The following is a 21,163-nucleotide window of genomic DNA, read 5'->3' on the forward strand; positions in this document are numbered from 1 at the left end:
GTTTCTCCAGTTAGTCCCTCCAGCTGAGCTGGAAGGAACCGGTGCCAGCTGTGTGGCGGCCTATTAGGCCGGCAGCTGCAGGGTGTGACCGGTGAAGATGAGGTCGGGGTGGATGATGGTGTCGGCGTTGGCGTTGTACAGCGCCTGCCAGCCGCCCTCGATGCCGAGCTTCTCGGCGATGGCGGACAGCGTGTCACCGGACTGGATGACGTAGGTGTCACCGGACAGGGCCGGAGCCTCGGTCTGGATCGGAGCCGCTGCCTCCACCTGGATGTTCTCCGCGGTGGTCGGTGCCGGAAGCTGCTCGGCCTGCGGCTGGACGTAGGTCTCGACCGGGGCCTGTGGCTGGACGTAGGTCTCGGCAGGAGCCTGCGGCTGGACATAGGTCTCAACAGGGGCTTCAACCGGAGCGGCGGCCTGCGGCTGGACATAGGTCTGAGCCGGAGCTTCGGCAACCGGAGCGGCAGCCTGCGGCTCGACGTAGGTCTGAGCCGGAGCTTCAGCAACCGGGGCCTGCTCGGTGACCTGGGTCTGGGCGGGGGCCGGGGTGGCAGCCTGCGGATTGGCGGTGGCACCGGTCAGGCCCAGCTTGGCGGTGCAAGCAGGCCATGCGCCGGGGCCCTGTTCAGCCAGAACGCGCTCGGCTACGGCAATCTGCTGCTCGCGGCTGGCGTTGGCCGGGTCGCCGGTACCGCCGAAAGCGGCCCAAGTGCTGGGGGTGAACTGCAGCCCGCCGGAGAAACCGTTACCGGTGTTGGTAGCCCAGTTTCCACCGCTTTCGCACTGTGCAAGCGCGTCCCAGTCCATGGTGCTGGCGTTGGCCGGAGCGGCCAGACCTGCCATACCGGCGGCACCGGCTCCGGTGATAACGGCGGCAGCGAGGCTTCGGCGTACGACACGACGGATCTTCTGGTTCTTCATCGGTTTATTAGCTCCCAAGGGGTTCCACCTGCGCTCAGCCCGTCCCCGGGCTTCTCCACGCCGTCGCCTACCCCAGACATATAGAGGTCTTTTCGGTACCACGCAGCGGCGACGTACAGTGGACGCGTGGCACTCGGCATTGTGCGATTCATGCATCGGCCGCACCAGCTTTGGGTGCCGACCGCCGCCGGCCTCAGAACGGCCAGCGGTCCAGCCCTCGATCTCCGGGCTCGTTAACAACCTAAAACATCATTTTGTCGAGACCAAATCGGTATCTAATCGAAATGCAATTGTTATTGACTTAGATCCGCGTAAACAAGCGGATCGAAGCGGGTTTTGTAGAATTCGTCACTATTGAGTTCGGATAACCCTCGACACATCCCCGAACCGGTCGTATTGTGTCTCGTCGCACGTTCGGGAGTGCCCCGGTCTACAGGAACCGGATATGGCAGGGCTTAACGACGACGGCGGCGGACCCCGCGCAGGGAGTCCGCCGCCGTGCCGCCTGGCCGGGAACTATTTCAGGGCGTTGGAGGCCTTGCGCTTGTTGAAGACGTCGAAGCCCACGGCCAGCAGCAGGACCAGCCCCTTAATGAACTGCTGGTAGTCAATGCCTACACCCAGCAGGGACATGCCGTTGTTCAGCACACCCATGATGAGGCCGCCGGTGATGGCGCCCACAATGGTGCCCACCCCGCCCGTAACCGCGGCGCCGCCGATGAAGGCTGCTGCGATGGCGTCCAGTTCGAAGAGGTTGCCGGCGCCCGGTCCGGCGGAGTTCAGGCGTCCGGTGAAGATCAGCCCGGCCAGGGCGGCCAGCACCCCCATGTTGACGAACAGCAGGAAGTCCACCCGTTTGGTGTTCACGCCGGACAGGTGGGCGGCCTGGAGGTTGCCGCCGCGGGCATAGACGTGCCGGCCGAAGACGGACCGGTTCATCACGGCGCTGTAGGCGACCACCAGGATGCCCAGGACCACCAGCACAATGGGTGTTCCGCCGCGGGAACTGGCGAGCAGGTAGGTCAGTCCCAGGATTACGACCACACCGAAGACCAGCCGCGTCAGGAACCAGGCCCGGGGCTCGTCGTCGAGGTTGAGCTTCATCCGTGCCGCACGTCCGCGCAGCTGGCTGACAACCAGCAGGGCTGCCGCCAGTACCCCCAGGCCAACGGTGGTCCAGTCAAGGATGTTGGTCTCGGCAGGGAAGAGGCCGGGGAACAGGGAGCCGCCGCCGAGCTGGCGGTACTCCTCGGGGAAACCGGTGATCCGCTGGTTGCCCAGGATGATCTGGGTCAGCCCGCGGAAGACCAGCATGCCGGCGAGGGTAACGATAAAGGCCGGGATGCCTATGTACGCCACCCAGTAACCCTGCCAGGCGCCCACCAGGGCACCCACCACGAGGGAGGCCACCAGCGCCAGCCACCAGGGCATGCCCCAGTCCCGGATCATAATGCCGGACATGGCCCCGACGAACGCGGCAACGGATCCCACGGAAAGGTCAATATGGCCGGCCACAATGATCATGACCATGCCGATCGCCAGGATCAGGATGTAGCTGTTCTGCACAATGATGTTGGCCACGTTGTCCGGCTGCAGCAGTGAACCGCCGGTCAGCACCTGGAACAGTGTCACGATAACCAGCAATGCCAGGAAGATACCGATCTGGCGCAGCCGGCTGGTGAGGAAACGTCCCGCTTCGGCAAGCCTGGAAGGCTTCTTGGGGCTCTTGGTACCGAGGGCCGGCCCCTCGCCGGCGAGTGTGGAAACCATGGTCAGTCCTTTTCCTGGGTCATGTACTGCATCAGTCGTTCGGGGGTGGCTTCATCAATGGGGACCTCAGCGGTGATCCGGCCCTGGGCCAGGGTGTAAATGCGGTCGCAGATGCCCAGGAGCTCCGGCAGTTCCGAAGAGATGACCACCACCGCTTTGCCCTGCGCGGCCAGCTCGTTGATGATCGTGTAAATCTCGTATTTCGCTCCCACATCGATTCCGCGGGTGGGTTCATCGAGGATCAGCACGTCCGGATCCGCGAACATCCATTTGGACAGGACAACCTTCTGCTGGTTGCCGCCGGACAGTTTCCCGGCAACCGCCGTGACTGACGGTGCCTTGATGTTCATGCTCTGTTTGTAGCCCTGCGCCACTACTGTTTCCCTGCCGCCGTCGACCCAGCCCCTGGAGGCCAGTTTGGTCAGGGCAGATGCGGAGATGTTCCGCTTGATGTCTTCGATGAGGTTCAGCCCGTAGCGCTTGCGGTCCTCGGTGGCGTAGGCAATGCCGTGGCCGATGGCGTCCTGCACGGTGCGGACGGTGATTTCCCGGCCGTTTTTGTAGAGTTTGCCGCTGATGTTCGTGCCGTAGCTGCGCCCGAAGATGCTCATGGCCAGCTCGGTCCGCCCCGCCCCCATCAGCCCGGCAATCCCCACGATCTCTCCCGCCCGCACGTTCAGGTGCGCCCGGTCGATTACGGTTCGGGTGTGCTCGGCGGGGTGGTACACCGTCCAGTCCTCCACCCGCAGCACTTCGTCGCCGATGTCCGGGACGCGGTCCGGGTAGCGGTTGGTCAGTTCCCGGCCAACCATGCCCCTGATGATCCGCTCCTCCGTGACGGAGCCGTCGTGCAGGCTCAGCGTTTCGATGGTCTGCCCGTCCCGCAGGATGGTCACGGAGTCTGCGATGGCCCGGATTTCATTGAGCTTGTGGCTGATGATGATGCAGGTGATGCCGTCGTCGCGCAGGCCGCGGACGAGCCCGAGCAGGTGCTCGGAATCCTCGTCGTTCAGGGCGGCAGTGGGCTCGTCCAGGATCAGCAGCTTGACGTCCTTGGACAGTGCCTTGGCTATTTCCACCAGCTGCTGCTTGCCGACGCCGATCTCCCCGGCGCGTGTAACCGGGTTGATGTCCAGTCCCACCCGGCGGAGCAGTTCGGCGGCGCGCATGTTGGTCTCGTTCCAGTTGATCCATCCCCGGGCGGACCGCTCGTTGCCCAGGAAAATGTTCTCCGCCACCGAAAGGAACGGTGACAGGGCCAGTTCCTGGTGGATGATCACCACGCCGCTGCGTTCGCTGTCCTTGATGTCGCGGAACGATACCGCAGTCCCGTCCAGGAGGATCTCCCCCTCGTAGCTGCCGTGCGGATAAACCGCGGACAGGACCTTCATCAGGGTTGACTTCCCGGCGCCGTTTTCCCCGCACACCGCATGGACTTCTCCGCGGGTGACGGCGAGAAACACGTCCTGCAGCGCCTTGACGCCGGGGAACGTTTTAGTAATCCCGTTCATTTGGAGGATGTAGTCGCTCACGCGGACCTCTCTGGCCTTGCCTTGGTGGAATGGATGGTGCCCGGGCGGGCAGGCGGGCGGCTCGGTGCCGCCCGCCTGCTGCCGCTAGTCGAGGTCGGACTGCTCGTAGTATCCGCTCTCGAGCAGGACTTCCTTGTAGTTGTCCTTCGTCACAATCTGCGATTCCAGCAGGTAAGAGGGGACAACCTTCACGCCGTTGTCGTAGGTTTCCTCGTCGTTGACCTCAGGTTCCTCGCCCTTCATGAGGTCGTCCACCATCACCACCGCACGCTTCCCCAGTTCACGCACGTCCTTGAAGATGGTGGAGTACTGCTCGTCATTGACGATGGACTGCACCGACCCCACCTCGGCATCCTGTCCGGTGATGACCGGGAGGTTCTCCTCGGTGTAACCGCCGGAGCGCAGGGCCGAAATAATGCCGATGGACAACCCGTCGTACGGGGAGAGCACGCCGTCGATCTGCTGGCCGTTGCCCACGGTCAGGAGGTCCTCCATCCGGTCCTGGGCGGTGTCGGGCAGCCAGCGCAGGATCGCCGCCTGCTGGAAGTCGGTCTGCCCGCTGGGGACCTTCAGGATGCCCTTGTCCAGGTAGGGCTGCAGGGTGTCCATGGCGCCCTCCCAGAAGAAGGTGGCGTTGTTGTCATCCGGGCTGCCGGCGAACAGTTCCACGTTGAACGGTCCGGTCTGGCCGGTGTCCGTACCGTTTTCGTCCAGGATGCCCAGTCCGGTGAGCAGCGAGGTGCCCTGCTGCACGCCCACCTCGTAGTTGTCGAAGGTGGTGTAGTAGTCCACCGTGTCGGATTCGTTGATCAGCCGGTCGTAGGCAATGACGGGGATGTCCTGGGATTCGGCGGTTTCCAGCACGCCGGTGAGCGTGGTGCCGTCAATGGAGGCGATCACCAGTGCCTCGGCGCCGGCGTTGATCATGTTCTCGATCTGGGAGACCTGGGTGGCGATGTCGTCGTTGGCGTACTGCAGGTCCACCTCGTAGCCGAGCGCTTCGAGCTGGGACTTCACGTTCTCGCCGTCGGCGATCCAGCGTTCGGACTGCTGGGTGGGCATGGCCACGCCAATCCGTGCGCCTTCATTCGAATCGCCGGCCTCGTCACCGCCGCCGCGGTTGCCGCTGCAGGCGCCGAGGCTCAGGGCGAGCGCCAGCGAAACCCCGCCGACGAGGGCCTGCTTCAGTGTTGGTTTCGTGCTCATTGGTGTGCCTTTCGTTGTGCCGGGGTGTCGTAGTGCCGGGGTGATCGGGGTCATAGCTTTTGGGCGAGCCGGTAGTAGGCAGCATTCCAGCGCACTTCCCGCTGGAAGGCGCGCAGTTCGGTGGAGCGGTCGATAAGCAGCAGTTCAACACCGGCCATGTCGGCGAAGTCCGTGACTACGTCAGCACCGACCGCCGTGCTGAGCACCGTGTGGTGGGCTGCGCCGGCGGTGAGCCAGGCGGCCGCGGAGGTGGCGAGGTCCGGGTGGGGCTGCCAGACGGCGCGGGCCACCGGCAGGTGCGGCAGCGGTGCGTCGGGCGGCACCACATCCACGGTGTTGGCGGTGAGCCGGAACCTGTCGCGCATATCGGACAGTGCGACGACGACGCCGGGGCCCGGGTCGGTGTCGAACACCAGCCGCACGGGGTCTTCCCGGCCGCCGATGCCCAGCGGGTGGATCTCCAGGGAGGGCCGCTGCGTGGTGAGGCTGGGGCATATTTCGAGCATGTGCGCGCCGAGGATTTTTTCTTCGCCCGGGACCAGGTGGTAGGTGTAGTCCTCCATCAGCGACGCCCCGCCCGGCAGTCCGGCACCCATGACCTTCGCGGCCCGGACCAGCATGGCGGTTTTCCAGTCGCCTTCGGCACCGAAGCCGTAGCCGTGGAACATCAGCCGCTGCACGGCCAGGCCGGGCAGCTGCCGCAGCCCGCCCAGGTCCTCGAAGTTGGTGGTGAACGCGCCGAAGCCGCCCTCTTCCATGAACTGCAGCAGTCCCAGCTCCTGGCGTGCGCCGTAGCGCAGCGACTCGTGGCGGCCGCCGCCGGGGCGCAGCTCCGGTGCCAGATCGTATAGTTCCTCGTACTCGGCCACGAGCTTGTCGACGCCGGCCTCGGACTGGGCGTCCACCGCCTCAACGAGGTCGTTGACTCCCCAGGTGTTGATGGAGACCCCGAAACGCAGCTCGGCCTCCGTCTTATCCCCTTCGGTGACCGCCACGTTGCGCATGTTGTCCCCGAAGCGGGCTATGCGCAGGTCCTGCACGGCGGCCCGGCCGGCGCAGGCGCGCTGCCAGGATGCTATCTGCCCGGTGACGGCGGAGGTGGAAACGTGGCCGACGACGGTTTTGCGGGGAACCTCGAGCCGGGTGGCGATATAGCCGAATTCGCGGTCGCCGTGCGCGGCCTGGTTCAGGTTCATGAAGTCGAAGTCGATCTCGGCCCAGGGCAGCTCCACGTTGATCTGCGTGTGCAGGTGCAGCAGCGGTTTGCGCAGGGCGTCTAGGCCGCTGATCCACATCTTGGCCGGGCTGAAGGTATGCATCCAGGCGATCACGCCAATCACTGTGTCCTGCGTATTGGCCTCCAGCGCTGCCCGGCGGATGGAGCCGGCGTCGGTCAGGGTGGGTTTCCAGACCACCCGCACGGGCAGGCCGGCGGCGCCGAGCATGTCGACAATGGCCTGGGACTGTTCAGCGACCTGGCGCAGGGTGTCCTCGCCGTAGAGGCCTTGGCTGCCGGTCAGGAACCAGACCTCGTACGGGTCCAGGGTGGTGGTAAGCGGGCTCAAGTCAGTGCGCTCCTGAAGTCGAAGGGGTTGCAGGTATTGGCGAGGGGACGTCCGGCGTGCCCTGCCCGTAGACGTTCTGGTACCGGTGGAACAGTGCGTCAATATGCTCTGGGTCGATGGGCACCGGTTCGCCCAGTTGCCGGGAGAGGTGCACTGTGCGGGCAACGTCCTCCAGCATGACGGCGGCTTTCACGGCGTCCCGGGCATCGCGGCCCACGGTGAACGGCCCGTGGTTGCGCATCAGGACCGCACGGGAACGGTGCCCGTCCAGGGTGGCCACAATGCCGCGTCCGATCGAGTCGTCCCCGATCACGGCAAACGGGCCCACCGGTATTTCGCCGCCGAATTCATCTGCCATGGCGGTCAGGACGCAGGGCACCGGCTCTCCCCGGGCGGCCCATGCTGTGGCGTACGGGGAGTGCGTGTGCACCACTCCGCCGACGGCGGGCAGATGCCGGTACACGTAGGCATGCGCGGCGGTGTCGCTCGACGGTGCCAGGCCGGCTTCGGAAGCACCGGGGACCGGCTGCCCGTCGCCGTCGCAGAGGATGAGGTTCGCCGGTGTCAGCTCCCCGTAGGCCACGCCGCTGGGCTTGATCACGAAAAAGTCGGTGCCGGGCACCCGGCCGGAGATGTTTCCGGCGGTCCAGGCCACCAGTCCGTACCGCACCAGCTCAGCGTGCAGCGCCCAGACCTCCTGCCGGACCCGGTCCGCGGCCTCCTCGAGGTCCGGTGTCAGCTCGTTCATGCCGGCACCTCCCGGACCTCGTGTGCCGAACGTTTAATCGCCTTGAGCCGGCGCATCACTTTGTTGCCGCCCCGGCCAAAGTAGTCGTGCAGGGCCGTGTATTCGGCGTAGAGCACGGAATACGCCTCGGCGCGGACCGGATCGGGGAGGTATTCGTTGCGTTTGACCCGGCCCATGGCAGCGGCGGCGTCGCGGACGTGGGGATAGGCACCGGCGGCGACGGCGGCGTGGATGGCCGAGCCGAGCGCCGGCCCCTGGTCGCTGCCGATCACGGAGATCGGCATGCCCAGCACATCGGCGTAGACCTGCATGAGGAAGCGGTTCTTGATCAGTCCGCCGGCGGCGATGAATTCCGTGACGGGCACCCCCGAGGTGCCGAAGGCCTCCACAATGGTGCGCGTGCCGAATGCGGTTGCCTCCAGCAGGGATCGGTAGACCTCGTGCGGCCGCGTCGCGAGGGTCAGGCCCACCAGCAGCCCCGAAAGTTCGTGGTCCACCAGCACGGAACGGTTGCCGGACTGCCAGTCCAGGGCCAGCAGCCCGTGGGCACCCACTTCCTCCCGGGCCGCCTGTTCAGTCAGCAGTTCGTGGACACTCAGGCCGCGCGCCGCAGCTTCCTCCGAGAGTTCAGCGGGCACGAAGTGCTTGGTGAACCAGCCGAAGATATCGCCCACGCCGGACTGTCCGGCCTCGTAGCCGTATAAACCGTCCACAATCCCGCCGTCCACCACGCCGCACATTCCGGGAACCTCGCGCAGGTGCTCGGCACTCATCACATGGCAGGTGGATGTGCCCATAATGGCGGCCATCTGGCCGGGGGCCACGGCCCCGGCGGCCGGCGCGCACACGTGCGCATCCACGTTGCCCACAGCGACGGCGATCCCCGCGGGGAGGCCGGTCCAGGCAGCCGCCTGGTCACTGAGGGTGCCGGCTGACGAGCCGAGCCGTCCAATGGGATGTTCCAGTTTCTCCGCCACAAAACCTGCGAAGTCCGGGTTCAGCGCCGCCAGGAAGTCCGGGTCCGGGTAGGCGCCGTCCTGCAAAATGCCCTTGTAGCCGGCCGAGCAGGCGTTGCGCACGTAGGTGCCGGTCAGTTGCCAGACAATCCAGTCCGCCGCCTCCGCCCAGTGGTCCATCCGCTCGTACAGCTGCGGGTCTTCCTCGAGGAGCTGCAGGCCCTTGGCGAACTCCCATTCGCTGGAAATCAGTCCGCCGTACCGCGCCAGCCATGCTTCCCCGCGGTCCGCCGCGAGCTTGTTGATGCGGTCCGCCTGGCCCTGTGCCGCGTGGTGCCGCCACAGTTTCACGTAGGCGTGCGGGCGGTCGGCGAGGCCGGGAAGTTCGTTCAGCGGCGTGCCGTCGGCGGTCACGGGGACCATGGTGCAGGCAGTGAAGTCCGTGCCCACCCCGATCACCGACGCCGGATCGATGCCGGCGGCCCGGATGGCGGCGGGCACGGCTTCCCGCAGCACTTCGATGTAGTCGGACGGGACCTGCAGGGCCCAGTCGGAGGGAAGCGGCGAGCCGGTAGCCGCCAGCACGGAGTCCATAACCCCGTGCCGATAGGTGGAGACCGCCGAACCCAGCTCGGCGCCGTCGTGCACCCGGACCACCACAGCACGTCCGGACAGGGTGCCGTAGTCGATCCCCACTACATGTGCGGGGGCTGTACTGGTCTGGCTCACGGTGACCTCATTGTCAGCGGGACCGGGGATCCGCGGAATAAGAATTCGCTGCGGATTGTGAACGGTCACATTAGTATTTCAAGCCAGACTACTCTTGCGAATGTGGCGTGCGCCACACTCCTAGATTACTTTTTGATAACGGCCGGCGGCGGCGGTGCGGTGGACGCCCGGCGGATAAGGCGCGGCGCCACATCTCCGGCCGTGGGCGGTGCCTCACCGCGCAGCTCCGCCAGAAGCACGGCGATGCACCGGCGTCCCAGTTCCGGAAAGTCCTGCCGCACCGTGGTCAACGGCGGCAGGAAGTGTCCAGCCTCAGGAACGTCGTCGAAACCCACCACACTGAAATCCGCAGGGACGCGCAGCCCGGCTTCGGCATAGGCATGGACCAGGCCAAGGGCTATGTGGTCATTTCCGCATACTGCCGCACTGAACCTTTCCTGCGCGCGCAGGGCCACGCCCACCCGGTAGCCGGACTCCGCCGTCCACTCCCCCGCCGGCACAACAGCGGGGGGCAGGTCCCAGGCGGCCATTTCCTCCAGGTAGCCCTGGCGGCGCGCCTGGGTCTCCACCCATTCCTGCGGTCCGGGCACATGCACCACGTCACGGTGCCCCAGTTCCAGCAGGCAGCGGGTAGCCAACCGGGCGCCGGCCAGCTGGTCCACGGACATGCGGTGGTCCTCGCTGTGCAGGGAGTGCACGGTGACAAAGGGAATCCGGATGGAGAGCTGCTCAATGACCTCCAAGGTCCGGGACTGCGGGGCCAGCAGGACCAGGCCTTCGACGGCGTGGCTCATCAGGCGGTCCAGTGCCGCTTCGATGGAGGCCCGGTCCGCGGTGTCGATGTGCGCGGCATCCACTACGTAACCGGCTTCGTTGGCCGCCGTCTGCACGGCCTGCAGGCTGGCCGTAGGTCCGTATTCGGCACCCGAGGCCACCAGCGCGCCAATAATCCGGGATTCCTTGGTGACCAGCGCACGGGCCGCCCGGTTGGGTCGGAACTGCAGCTCCTCCATGGCGTCCAACACCCGGCGGCGGGTTGATTCGCGCAGGTTCGCGTGGCCGTTGATCACGCGGGAGACCGTCTGGTGGGAGACCCCCGCCGCTGCCGCCACGTCCCGGATATTCGCGGCACGCCGCGGCCGATCGGAGCCAGCACCATCCACAGAGACCATAGTCGTAAACGGTACTGCACCAGCACCGCCCCGGCACCCGTCGCCGTCGCTGTCCGGTGTCCCGGCCTGCGGGGCCAGCAGTGCCGTGCCCGGGCTTCTGGACAGTGCCAGCAGACCGGTCTAACGTAGGACCTCGTGCTCACATTCTTCAATGCGCTCAAACGCATTCTGGTCGGGCGTCCTTACGGTAATGAACGCCTTGCGCACACCCTGCTTCCCAAGCGGATCGCGCTTCCGGTTTTTGCCTCTGACGCATTGTCCTCGGCTGCCTACGCGCCGGATGAAATCCTGCTGACCCTGGCGCTGGCCGGGGTCGCTGCCGTCACCGTATCCCCGTGGGTGGGTTTGGCCGTTATCGTGGTGCTGCTCACCGTGGTGGCCTCCTACCGGCAGAACGTGCACGCCTACCCCTCCGGCGGCGGTGACTACGAGATTGCAAGCACCAACCTCGGCAAGCCCGCCGGGCTGACCGTCGCCTCGGCACTGTTGGTGGACTATGTGCTGACGGTGGCTGTGTCCATGTCCTCGGCGGCGTCCTATCTGGTGACTGCCGTTCCGGCGCTGCACGGCACCCAGGCCACCATTGCCGTGATCGGCGTGGCGGTGCTGGTCCTGGTGAACCTGCGCGGTATCCGTGAGGCGGGCGCAGTGTTCGCCGTGCCCACCTACATTTTTATGGCTTCGGTAGTGGGCATGTGCCTCACCGGCCTGATCCAGTTCCTCTCCGGCAACCTGCGGGAAGCTCCGTCCGCCTCCTTCGGGCTGGTGCCCGAGGCCGGCCTGGACGGCGGCCTGGTGGGTCTGGCCGGGGCATTCCTGCTCCTGCGGGCGTTCTCCTCCGGGGCTGCCGCGCTGACCGGCGTCGAGGCCATCAGCAACGGGGTGCCCACCTTCCGCAAGCCCAAAAGCACCAATGCCGCCACCACGCTGCTGCTCCTGGGCGTGATTGCCACGGCCATGATTGGCGGTATCCTCGCCATGGCCAACCTGACCAAGGTGCATGTGGCCCAGGACCCTGCCACCCAGCTGACCGTCAACGGCGCACCGGTGGGTGAGGACTATGTACAGCATCCGGTGATCAGCCAGCTGGCCGAAACCATTTTCGGCGGCGGCAGCCTGCCGTTCTACGTAGTGGTGGCCTCCACCGGCCTGATCCTGGTCTTCGCCTCCAACACCGCGTTCAACGGTTTCCCGGTCCTGGGTTCGATTCTGGCCAAGGACGGGTACCTGCCGCGCCAGATGCGCACCCGCGGTGACCGGCTGGCCTTCAGCAACGGGATTATCTCCCTGGGCCTGGGCGCGCTGGTGTTGATCGTGGCCTTCGACGCCGACGTCACGCGGTTGATCCAGCTCTACATCGTTGGGGTCTTTGTATCCTTCACCGCCAGCCAGCTGGGCATGATCCGGCACTGGACGGCCAAGCTGCGCACCGAACGGGACAAAGACGCACGACGCCGGATGCAGCGGTCGCGGGCGATCAACGCGGGCGGCTTCGGCATGACTGCCCTGGTGCTGCTCATCGTCATTATCACCAAGTTCACACACGGCGCCTGGATTGCCCTGCTTGCCATGGCCGTGCTCTACGTGATCATGTACAGCATCCGGGTGCACTATGACACAGTCGCACGCGAGCTGGCGCTGAAGGAGGACGAACACGGGCTGGCCCTGCCTTCCCGGGTCAACGCGGTGATCCTGATCTCGCAGGTCCACAAGCCCGCGCTGCGGGCCATCGCCTACGCCCGGGCCTCCCGCCCGTCGAGCCTGAACGCCATCATTGTGGACATTGATCCGGAAGGGACCCGGCGTACCCTGGCCGAATGGGAGCGCCTGCAGATCCCCGTCCCGCTGACGGTCCTGTCCTCTCCCTACCGCGAGACCATCTCGCCCGTCCTGGCGTATCTGCGCGAGGCCCGCCGCAACGCCCCGCGGGAACTGTTCGTGGTGTACATCCCCGAATACGTGGTGGGCCGCTGGTGGGAGCAGCTGGTACACAACCAGACAGCGCTGCGGATCAAGGCGCGGCTGCACTTCGAACCGGCCATCATGGTTGCCAGCGTGCCGTGGCAGCTCGCCTCCAGCCACGATGCGCACGGGGAACCCGCCGGCGGACCGGGCGCACACAACCGGGGCTGAACTAAAACAGCAGGCGCCGCCCGGTCCAGCGGCGCCCGGTCCAGCGGCGCCGGAGCCAGCGGTCGTGGCTGGCCAGCACCACCGTTCCGGGATTCCGCAGCAACGCTTTCTCGAGCTCTTCCGCCAGCGACAGGTGGTTGGCGGGTTCGTCGAGCAGGAGCAGCTCCGGCGGCTCCGCCATCAGCCCGGCCAGGGCCACCCGGCGCCGCTGCCCCGGCGACAGTGCGTGCAGGGGCTGTGCCGCGGACGCGGGCGCGGAAGTCTAGGACAGGAACATGCCCCCGGTGCTAGCGGGATTCCCCGGGGCGGGCAACGCCGCGTCCGGCCAGGACCGAGTTGTACGCGTACTCGGTAAGCCGGCCGTCCTGCACCGCCTGCTGCACGGCCGTGAAGGAACGGGGACCGTCATCGACGCTGTAGGGGAAGTGGATCAGTTCGGCGATCAGTTCCCACTCCTCGGTAATGGAGTCGATGAGGTCCGCCGGGGTTTCGTCGGCGCTGCCGGGCAGGGCCGTCCAGGCGCCGTCGGGAACCCGGTAGGCCTCCAGGCGGTCGAGGTCCGCTTCCAGCTCCGCCAGGGAAGCATATTCGGCCTGCGCCTCCGGCGGCACCGAGCCGTCCGGTGTGGCCAGCTGCCCCACGAATGTTGTATCGGAGGAGGGATAGACGGACGTGGGCACCGGCTCGCCTTCTTCGAGGTAGGCGGGCAGCTGCGAGGGCATCCAGTACCACGCATCACCCTGGTCCGCGCCGCCGGGCTGGTTCCGCTCGCTGACCCAGCCGCGCGAGGTCAGCAGCTCCTCGGCGTCGTCACTGAAGTAAGCGGTCTCCCCGCTCAGCATGGCGTTGATCTCATGCTCGGCCCGGCGGGCCTGCTTTTTCTTGTTGACGGCCTTCTTGCGGGGCTTGGACTTGGGCACGGCGGATCTCCTGCTGTGGTGGGTGGAACGAAGCGGTGGGGGACGGGGCGGGGCGCTGGGACGGGCGGAAGCTAGAAGCCGCTGCCGCCTTCGACCGCCATGTTGGAGAAGCGTGAGTAGTGGCCCTGGAAGCCCACCACGATGGTTTTGGTGGGACCGTTACGGTGCTTGGCCACGATCACGTCTGCCTCACCGGCCCGCGGCGATTCCTTGTCGTAGATGTCCTCGCGGTGCAGCAGGATGACCATGTCGGCATCCTGCTCAATGGAGCCGGATTCACGCAGGTCGGAGACCATTGGCTTCTTATCCGTTCGCTGCTCGGAACCACGGTTCAGCTGGGACAGGGCGATCACCGGCACTTCGAGTTCCTTGGCGAGCAGCTTCAGTGCACGGGAGAACTCGGAGACTTCCTGCTGGCGGGATTCCACGCGCTTGCCGGAGGACATCAGCTGCAGGTAGTCCAGCACCACGAGCTTGAGGTCGTGGCGCTGCTTCAGGCGGCGGCACTTGGCGCGGATTTCCATCAGGGACATGTTGGGGCTGTCATCGATGAACAGCGGAGCGTCGTTCATCCGGCCCATGGTGGTGGCGATCTTGCCCCACTGTTCGTCCTTGATGGTGCCCTTGCGCAGGTCCTGCAGGCCGATGGTGGCCTCCGCTGAGAGCAGGCGCATGGCAATCTCGTTGCGGCCCATTTCCAGGCTGAAGAAGACAGTGGTCATGTTGTGCTTGATGGCGGCCGAGCGGGCGAAGTCCAGTGCGAAGGTGGACTTGCCGACGGCGGGGCGGGCGGCAATGACGATCATCTGCCCGGGGTGCAGTCCCTGGGTGAGTTCGTCGAGTTCGTAGAAGCCGGTGGGCACACCGGTCATGCCCTCGCCCCGGTGCCCGGCGGACTCGATCTCGTCCACGGTGCCTTCGATGATGTCCTTCAGGGGGACGTAGTCTTCCGCTGTGCGGCGTTCGGCGACGGCGTAGATCTCGGCCTGGGCAGCGTTGACGATGTCGTCCACTTCCATGCCGTCATTGGAGTAGCCGAGCTGGACAATCTTGGTGCCGGCGCCGACCAGGCGGCGCAGGACGGCCCGTTCCCGGACGATTTCCGCGTAGAAACCGGCGTTGGCCGCGGTGGGCACAGACTGGATGAGAGTGTGCAGATATGCGGGACCGCCGATGCGGGTGATTTCGCCGCGTTTGGTCAGCTCATCGGAAACGGTGACGGCGTCAGCCGGTTCGCCGCGGCCGTACAGGTCAATGATGGCTTCGTAGATGGACTCGTGCGCGGGACGGTAGAAGTCAATGCCGCGCAGCACCTCGACGCAGTCGGCAATGGCGTCCTTGGACAGCATCATGCCGCCCAGCACCGACTGCTCGGCGACCAGGTCCTGAGGAGGTGTCCTCGCGAAGTCCGGACTTGATGATGATGCCTTGGAGTCCGTATGCGTGAGCGACACTGTGACCCTTTCCAGATAAAAGAATGGTGCGATCCCTGCCCTGCAGGGCACCGGACCATTAGTATCAGCCGGCTCCGACCATCCGGCAGGAAACCGGCGGCGGTGCTGACTGATCCGGACCGGCGGGCATGCGTGGCGATGAAGGGATTCACCGCAACCGTATGCCTCTGCGGCCTTCCCGACAAACGGGTTATCCACAGGTCTTGTGGATAGGTTGTGCATAACACGGCGTGTCTTGTGCACAGGTTGGGTATAAGCATGTGGATAAATATTCAGTTTTTCCACAAATCCCGCTCTGACTAGGGCAAACGCTTGTCCACACCTGTGCAAACCAACTATTTTCCGCCGCGCCCGGGTGTCGGGTCCGTGTTGACAGCGGTGCTAAACGGGCATATTGAGCGGGATTTTCCCCAACCCGTGGTGACGATATCCACAAGAACCAAGGCTGCTGTGGAAATAAACACCCCGGGAACGCAGAACACCCCCCGGCTCGGAAGCCGGAGGGTGTCCTGCGCAACTGCGTTGGACGCTAGCTGGCAACGACCTCGAGGTCGATGACGGCAGCAACGTCGTCGTGCAGGCGGACGTTGGCCTGGAAGGAACCAACCGACTTGATGTGTGTCGGCAGTTCAACCTTGCGCTTGTCGATGGCGCCGAGACCGGCAGCCTCAACAGCAGCAGCAACATCTGCGGGCTTGACGGTGCCGAAGAGGCGTCCGGATTCCCCGGCCTTGACGGTCAGCTTGACCGGCTTGGCGGAGAGAGCGGCAGCCTGCTTCTGAGCATCTTCCAGGGAAGCGTGCTCACGGGCAGCGCGGGCAGCCTTGATGGACTCAACCTGCTTCTCGCCACCCTTGGTCCAGGTCAGAGCGAAGCCGCGGGGCAGGAGGTAGTTACGTGCGTAACCGTCCTTAACCTCGATGACGTCGCCGGCAGCGCCGAGACCGGTTACTTCGTGGGTCAGAATGAGCTTTGCCATTAGTGTGGTTCCTTTCCTTAGCCGCGGCCAGCGCCGGAGTACGGCAGGAGAGCAACTTCGCGGGCATTCTTGATTGCCTGGGCGATCTTGCGCTGTTCCTGCACGGTTACGCCAGTTACGCGACGGGCGCGGATCTTTCCGCGGTCGGAAATGAACTTGCGCAGCAATGCTACGTCCTTGTAGTCGATGACAGTGATGTCAGCGGCCTTCAAGGGATTGGACTTTGGTTTGGGCTTGCGAAGTTCAGCCTTAGCCATCGTGGAGCTCCTTATGTCTAGTGGAGCCCGTGGATACATATTCCACGGGATGGGCTCGACGGCGGTTGCCGTCTGAGGATGGCGCCCAGGGGCGCCGGGTGAAGGGCTGCTTGCGCCGGAAGGTGTAAGCCGCTCTTCGGGTGAAGGGGTTAGAAGGGCGGATCGTTGGAATCCGGACCGTTGCCCCATCCGCCGGAGTTGCCGCCCGCAGGGGCACCCCAGGGATCGTCAGCCGGCGCGGACTGCGGCTGCTGCTGCTGGCCGCCACCCCAACCGGAGTTGGAGTTGCCGCCGAAGCCGCCGCCGCCACCGCCGCTGTTGCCGCCGAAGCCGCCGCCGCCACCGCCGGAGCGCTGGGTGCGGGTGACCTTGGCAGAGGCATAGCGAAGCGAGGGGCCGATTTCGTCGACCTCAAGCTCCATAACGGTGCGCTTTTCGCCCTCTTTGGTTTCGTACGAACGCGACTTCAGGCGGCCCTGGCAAACTACGCGGGTTCCCTTGGTGAGGGACTCGGCGACGTTTTCAGCTGCTTCACGCCAGACAGACGCACGGAGGAACAGCGTTTCGCCGTCCTTCCACTCGTTGGACTGACGGTCGAAGGTCCGAGGGGTCGAAGCAATGGTGAAGTTCGCCACTGCCGAACCGGACGGAGTGAACCGCAGTTCCGGGTCGTTGGTTAGGTTACCGACGACGGTGATTGTTGTCTCGCCTGCCATGAAAGCCTCCTGGTATCAGTACGGGTTGTCCGAAATTACTCTGCGGAAACCTTTGCAGCGTCCTTGGCGGCCTTCTTGGCATCCTTCTTCGAGATCTTCTGCTCTTCCGGGCGGATGATCTTGGTGCGCATGATGGTCTCGTTCAGGTTCAGCTGGCGGTCAAGCTCAGCTGCTGCTGCGGGCGTACCGGTGAAGTTAACCACCGCGTAGATGCCCTCAGACTTCTTCTGGATTTCATAGGCCAGGCGACGACGGCCCCAGATGTCGACCTTATCGATGGTTCCACCATCGTTGCGGATTACATTGAGGAACTTGTCGAGCGAAGGCTCGACGGTACGCTCTTCGACCTCGGGGTCGATGATTACCATCAGTTCATAAGCACGCATTTGTGAACCCACCTCCTTTGGGCTGTACGGTCACGGTATTTCCGTAACAGGAGGTTCTTTTGCGTTGTCTCCCCTGAGCACGCGGCTGATCCGCGGCAAGGGGAATCTGCCGACCAAAGCCGACAGCACAGACTTTCCTATCCTATCCGATTTCCGCAGGCCGGAAGAACACGGACCGTCGGCACGCGGCGTCCTGCGCGGTCACGGTGCTCCGGCGCTGAAGAACAACTCCGCCACGGCGGCCAGGCGCAGGGGGTCCTCCACGCCGGCCATTTCCCGTGCCGAATGCATGGACAGCACCGGGATGCCGACGTCGACCGTCCGGATTCCCAGCCGGGTGGCGGTCAGCGGGCCGATGGTGGATCCGCAGGGCACGGAGTTGTGGGACACGAACTCCTGGAAGGGCACACCCGCGCCGGCGCACAGGCGGGCCCACTTGGCCGTGCCGGGCGCATCCGTGGTGTACCGCTGGTTGGCATTGATCTTCAGGAGCGGCCCGCCGTTAAGCACCGGATGGTTCGCCGGATCGTGGCGCTCGGCGTAGTTGGGATGCACGGCATGGCCCACATCAGCGGAGATGCAGAAGGATGCGGCCAGGCCGCGTGCCCGCTCCGCGGCAGTGGCACCCAGCCCGTCACTGATCCTCAGGAGCACATCCTCCAGGAACGGGCCTGCTGCGCCGGACCGGCTGCCGCTGCCCACTTCTTCATGATCAAAGGCTGCCAGCACCGCAATGGGGGCGGCAGGCGCAACATCGGCACCGATCAGGGCTGCCACACCGGCATGGACCGAGGTGAGGTTGTCCAGCCGGCCGGAGGCGAAGAACTCCCCTTCGGCGCCGAAGACCTGTGCCGGCTGGGTATCCGCCGCCACAATGTCGTAGCCGCCGATCTCTTCGGGGGCCAGCCCCGCCTTGGCTGCGAGCAGCTCGACCAGGTCCGCAGCGGACGGGTCGCCCAGTCCCCACACCGGGTTCATGTGCTGCTGCTTGTCCAGTTTCAGGCCCTCGTTCACTGCGCGGTCCAGGTGGATGGCCAGCTGCGGGAAGCGCAGCAGGGGCCCGGTCTCCACCAGGTGCTCCACGCCGTCCAGGGTGACCATGCGGCCGGCGAGCTGCAGTTCGCGGTCCAACCAGGAGTTCAGCAGCGGACCGCCGTAAACCTCGACGCCGGCCTGCAGCCAGCCGAGGCGTCCGGTGGTGGGACGGGGCTTGAGCTTGAAGGTGGGCGAGTCGGTGTGGGTGCCCAGGATGGAGAATCCGGTTGCCGGGCCGGCGGCATCCGGAGTGACCCACGCGATGAACGCGCCGTCGCGGACGACGTAGTACTTCCCCGGTGAGTGCGGGAAATCCCCGGTCTCTTCTACTTCGGTAAAGCCGGCTGCTGCCAGGCGGCGCGCACCTTCGCGGGCGGCGTGGAAGCTGGACGGGGAGGCGCTGACAAACGCGCCGAGATCATTTACGTGGGCCAATGCGTCAGACATGCTCCGATTCAACCAGAGCGAACAGCGGCGGCGTAACCGGCAGCCGCCCCGAACGTAACCAACCCCCGGAAGCACGCTTCCAGGGGTTGGGGAGGAGGTGTCCGGTGAAGGCGGGGCGGCCGTTCTTCCGCTGCCGCCTTCACCGAAGTTTTGGGGGCCTAGACGTCACGCCTCTTGGTGGCGACCAGGGATGCAACAAGCAGGACCGCAGCCCATGCGGCAAGGACCAGCCCGCCCTGGAGCTGGGTAAGGTCACCATCGGCGATCGGTCCGGCGGAGACCAGCTGCGCTCCGGCGTTGCTGGGCAGGAACCGTGCGGCATCGGGGATCCAGTCCGCAAGCCCTGACACAATCTGCACCACCAGCGGCAGGACGAAGATGATGCCGATGGCCGTCACCACTCCCCCGGCCGTGTTCCGCAGCAGGGTGCCGATGGCCATGGCGAACACCGCGATGAGGGCCAGGCAGGTTCCGGTGTTCAAGATGCTGGCGAGCACCCCTTCGTCCCCCAGGGACAGGCTCAGGTCAGCAGTGCCCAGGATCGGCCGGGCAATCAGGTAGGAGATAAATGCGGCTCCGGCGCCCACCACAAAGGAGACCACGGCGATGATCAGGTTCTTGGCCAGCAGCGCCGGGGTGCGCTTGGGCACAGCACTGAAGGTGGAGCGGATCATTCCGGTGCCCCATTCCGAGGCGATCAGCACTACGCCCAGCGAGGCGATCAGCAGCTGGCCGAAGAAGAGTCCGCTGGCCGGGATGTCGCGGACCAGGCTGTCCGCCGCCGGCGGTCCGGCCTGGGTGTCCACGCCCGGGGCGGTCTGTTCGGCGGGAGCGGTTGCACCCTCCGGGATGGCGGGGGCGGTTGCACCCTCCGGGACGGCGGGGGCGGTTGCACCCTCGGGAACGGCGGGGGTGGTTCCGCCTCCTTCGCCCGGGACTGCGGAAGCGCTGGCCCCGGCGGCGGGAGCGGAATCACTGGCGAGCTGGGCGGTTCCCCAGGCCGCGAGGCTTGCGAGGCCGATCATCACCACCACGGTCACGGCCAGGAGGATTACGGTGGACGGTACGGTGGTGACCTTGATCCATTCGGACTTCAGCACCCGCAGGAAGTTCACGCCGGATCCGGCAGGGCCGCCGGGTGCGGTACCGGCCTGGTTTTTGTCGGTGGTTGCAGTGCTCACGGCTTTAATTTCCCTTCCCGGCAGAGGCTGCGGCTGGAACTTGTTCCTGCGGCAGGTCCTGGGACCGGTATTCAACGTCGTCACGGGTCAGTTCCATATAGGCGTCCTCGAGGGAAACCTGCTGCGGGGTCAACTCGGTGATCAGGATGCGGCGCGCCAGCGCAGCCTCCGCAATGCTGCGCGGCTCCGCGCCGGTGATTTCCAGCAGGCCGGCCTCCTTGCGTTCTCCCGTGACCTCCGGGTCGGCTGCCAAGGCCTGCAGCAGTTCATCCGGACTGTCCGTGCGCACCAGGATCCGGTTCCGGCCCTGGTTGGCGATGACGTCGGCAATGGGGGCATCAGCGATGATCCGGCCCCGTCCAATGACGATCAGGTGGTCTGCAGTCTGCGCCATTTCGCTCATCAGGTGTGACGAGAGGAAAACGGTGCGTCCTTCCGCGGCAAGCCCGCGGGCCAGATGCCGCACCCACAGCACACCCTCCGGGTCCAGCCCGTTCACCGGCTCATCCAAAATGACGGTGTGCGGATCACCCAGCAGCGCCACGGCGATGCCCAGCCGCTGGCCCATGCCGAGGGAGAACCCGCCCACCCGCTTCTTCGCCACCGGCGCCAAACCGGTGAGTTCAATGACGTGGTCGACGCGCTTGGCGGAAATGCCGTGCGTTGCTGCCATGGCACGCAGATGGTTGTAGGCGGTGCGCTTGGTGTGCACTGCCTTGGCATCGAGCAGGGCGCCGACTTCACGCAGCGGCGCCTTGTGATGGGCGTAAGGCTTGCCGTTGACCAGCACAGAGCCGGAGGTCGGGTTGTCCAGGCCCACGATCATGCGCATGGTGGTGGACTTGCCGGCCCCGTTCGGGCCCAGGAAGCCGGTGACCTTGCCCGGCTGGACGGTGAAGGAAACGTTTTCGACGGCGGTCTTGGTGCCGTACCGCTTCGAGAGGCCGGTTGCCTCGATCATGGATGGTCCTTAGGAGTTGACTGCGCCGGACTACTGCCTTGGCTTTCTTCAGCCTAGGCGAGCGCAGGGCGTAAAGGGACCGGCACTAAGGATGA

Annotated in this window: 19 protein-coding genes; 1 reads left to right on the forward strand and 18 read right to left on the reverse strand. The window is 65.6% G+C overall.

The window, feature by feature from the left end; all coding sequences use genetic code 11:
* Nucleotides 1-63: 63 nt before the first annotated feature.
* The 8 genes from LJ754_RS05615 to LJ754_RS05650 form a co-directional block, all read right to left on the reverse strand.
* A complete protein-coding gene (locus tag LJ754_RS05615; RefSeq protein WP_269439690.1) occupies nt 64-921 on the reverse strand; it encodes a transglycosylase family protein in 858 nt (285 codons plus the stop codon).
* A 516-nt stretch (nt 922-1,437) separates the two neighbouring features.
* Nucleotides 1,438-2,691, reverse strand: a complete 1,254-nt coding sequence (gene mmsB / locus LJ754_RS05620) for a multiple monosaccharide ABC transporter permease (protein WP_227925888.1) — start codon at nt 2,689-2,691, stop codon at nt 1,438-1,440.
* A gap of 2 nt (nt 2,692-2,693) precedes the next feature.
* Nucleotides 2,694-4,202, reverse strand: a complete 1,509-nt coding sequence (gene mmsA, locus LJ754_RS05625) for a multiple monosaccharide ABC transporter ATP-binding protein (RefSeq protein WP_231706132.1) — start codon at nt 4,200-4,202, stop codon at nt 2,694-2,696.
* Nucleotides 4,203-4,307: 105 nt separating this feature from the next.
* Nucleotides 4,308-5,429, reverse strand: a complete 1,122-nt coding sequence (gene chvE / locus LJ754_RS05630; RefSeq protein ID WP_227925890.1) for a multiple monosaccharide ABC transporter substrate-binding protein — start codon at nt 5,427-5,429, stop codon at nt 4,308-4,310.
* A 50-nt stretch (nt 5,430-5,479) separates the two neighbouring features.
* Nucleotides 5,480-6,994 (reverse strand): L-arabinose isomerase, encoded by a 1,515-nt coding sequence (araA, locus tag LJ754_RS05635; protein WP_227925891.1) that lies wholly within the window; start codon nt 6,992-6,994, stop codon nt 5,480-5,482.
* 1 nt (nt 6,995) lies between these two features.
* Nucleotides 6,996-7,742: an L-ribulose-5-phosphate 4-epimerase gene (locus LJ754_RS05640; RefSeq protein WP_227925892.1), complete on the reverse strand. Its 747-nt coding sequence runs from the start codon at nt 7,740-7,742 to the stop codon at nt 6,996-6,998.
* Entirely contained in the window at nt 7,739-9,427 is a 1,689-nt protein-coding gene (gene araB, locus LJ754_RS05645) for a ribulokinase (RefSeq protein WP_227926046.1), read from the reverse strand. Before araB ends, LJ754_RS05640 begins: the two co-directional genes overlap by 4 nt.
* A gap of 125 nt (nt 9,428-9,552) precedes the next feature.
* Complete coding sequence (locus tag LJ754_RS05650) at nt 9,553-10,599, reverse strand: LacI family DNA-binding transcriptional regulator (RefSeq protein WP_227912420.1); 1,047 nt, start codon at nt 10,597-10,599, stop codon at nt 9,553-9,555.
* 135 nt (nt 10,600-10,734) lie between these two features.
* Here LJ754_RS05650 and LJ754_RS05655 point away from each other — a divergent pair, with 135 nt between their 5' ends.
* Complete coding sequence (locus LJ754_RS05655; RefSeq protein WP_227925893.1) at nt 10,735-12,732, forward strand: APC family permease; 1,998 nt, start codon at nt 10,735-10,737, stop codon at nt 12,730-12,732.
* Between the two features lies 1 nt (nt 12,733).
* Here the strand turns inward: LJ754_RS05655 and LJ754_RS05660 are convergent, their stop codons facing one another.
* The 10 genes from LJ754_RS05660 to LJ754_RS05705 form a co-directional block, all read right to left on the reverse strand.
* Nucleotides 12,734-12,964, reverse strand: a complete 231-nt coding sequence (locus LJ754_RS05660) for an ATP-binding cassette domain-containing protein (RefSeq protein WP_442860314.1) — start codon at nt 12,962-12,964, stop codon at nt 12,734-12,736.
* Nucleotides 12,965-13,019: 55 nt separating this feature from the next.
* Complete coding sequence (locus tag LJ754_RS05665) at nt 13,020-13,652, reverse strand: cell division protein CrgA (RefSeq protein ID WP_227925894.1); 633 nt, start codon at nt 13,650-13,652, stop codon at nt 13,020-13,022.
* A 71-nt stretch (nt 13,653-13,723) separates the two neighbouring features.
* Entirely contained in the window at nt 13,724-15,106 is a 1,383-nt protein-coding gene (gene dnaB, locus LJ754_RS05670) for a replicative DNA helicase (protein ID WP_227912268.1), read from the reverse strand.
* Between the two features lie 529 nt (nt 15,107-15,635).
* A complete protein-coding gene (gene rplI, locus LJ754_RS05675) occupies nt 15,636-16,085 on the reverse strand; it encodes a 50S ribosomal protein L9 (RefSeq protein WP_227912270.1) in 450 nt (149 codons plus the stop codon).
* Nucleotides 16,086-16,102: 17 nt separating this feature from the next.
* Nucleotides 16,103-16,342 (reverse strand): 30S ribosomal protein S18, encoded by a 240-nt coding sequence (gene rpsR / locus LJ754_RS05680; protein ID WP_003800144.1) that lies wholly within the window; start codon nt 16,340-16,342, stop codon nt 16,103-16,105.
* 149 nt (nt 16,343-16,491) lie between these two features.
* On the reverse strand, nt 16,492-17,058 hold the full coding sequence (locus tag LJ754_RS05685) for a single-stranded DNA-binding protein (protein ID WP_227925895.1): 567 nt from the start codon (nt 17,056-17,058) through the stop codon (nt 16,492-16,494).
* Between the two features lie 35 nt (nt 17,059-17,093).
* A complete protein-coding gene (gene rpsF / locus LJ754_RS05690; RefSeq protein ID WP_227912274.1) occupies nt 17,094-17,444 on the reverse strand; it encodes a 30S ribosomal protein S6 in 351 nt (116 codons plus the stop codon).
* A gap of 201 nt (nt 17,445-17,645) precedes the next feature.
* Nucleotides 17,646-18,926: a M18 family aminopeptidase gene (locus tag LJ754_RS05695; RefSeq protein ID WP_227925896.1), complete on the reverse strand. Its 1,281-nt coding sequence runs from the start codon at nt 18,924-18,926 to the stop codon at nt 17,646-17,648.
* 158 nt (nt 18,927-19,084) lie between these two features.
* Nucleotides 19,085-20,107: an ABC transporter permease subunit gene (locus LJ754_RS05700; RefSeq protein ID WP_227925897.1), complete on the reverse strand. Its 1,023-nt coding sequence runs from the start codon at nt 20,105-20,107 to the stop codon at nt 19,085-19,087.
* Nucleotides 20,108-20,111: 4 nt separating this feature from the next.
* Nucleotides 20,112-21,068, reverse strand: a complete 957-nt coding sequence (locus tag LJ754_RS05705; RefSeq protein WP_227925898.1) for an ABC transporter ATP-binding protein — start codon at nt 21,066-21,068, stop codon at nt 20,112-20,114.
* Between the last annotated feature and the right edge of the window lie 95 nt (nt 21,069-21,163).

The sequence above is a fragment of the Arthrobacter sp. zg-Y40 genome, from assembly GCF_020731535.1.
Classification (GTDB): domain Bacteria; phylum Actinomycetota; class Actinomycetes; order Actinomycetales; family Micrococcaceae; genus Arthrobacter_B.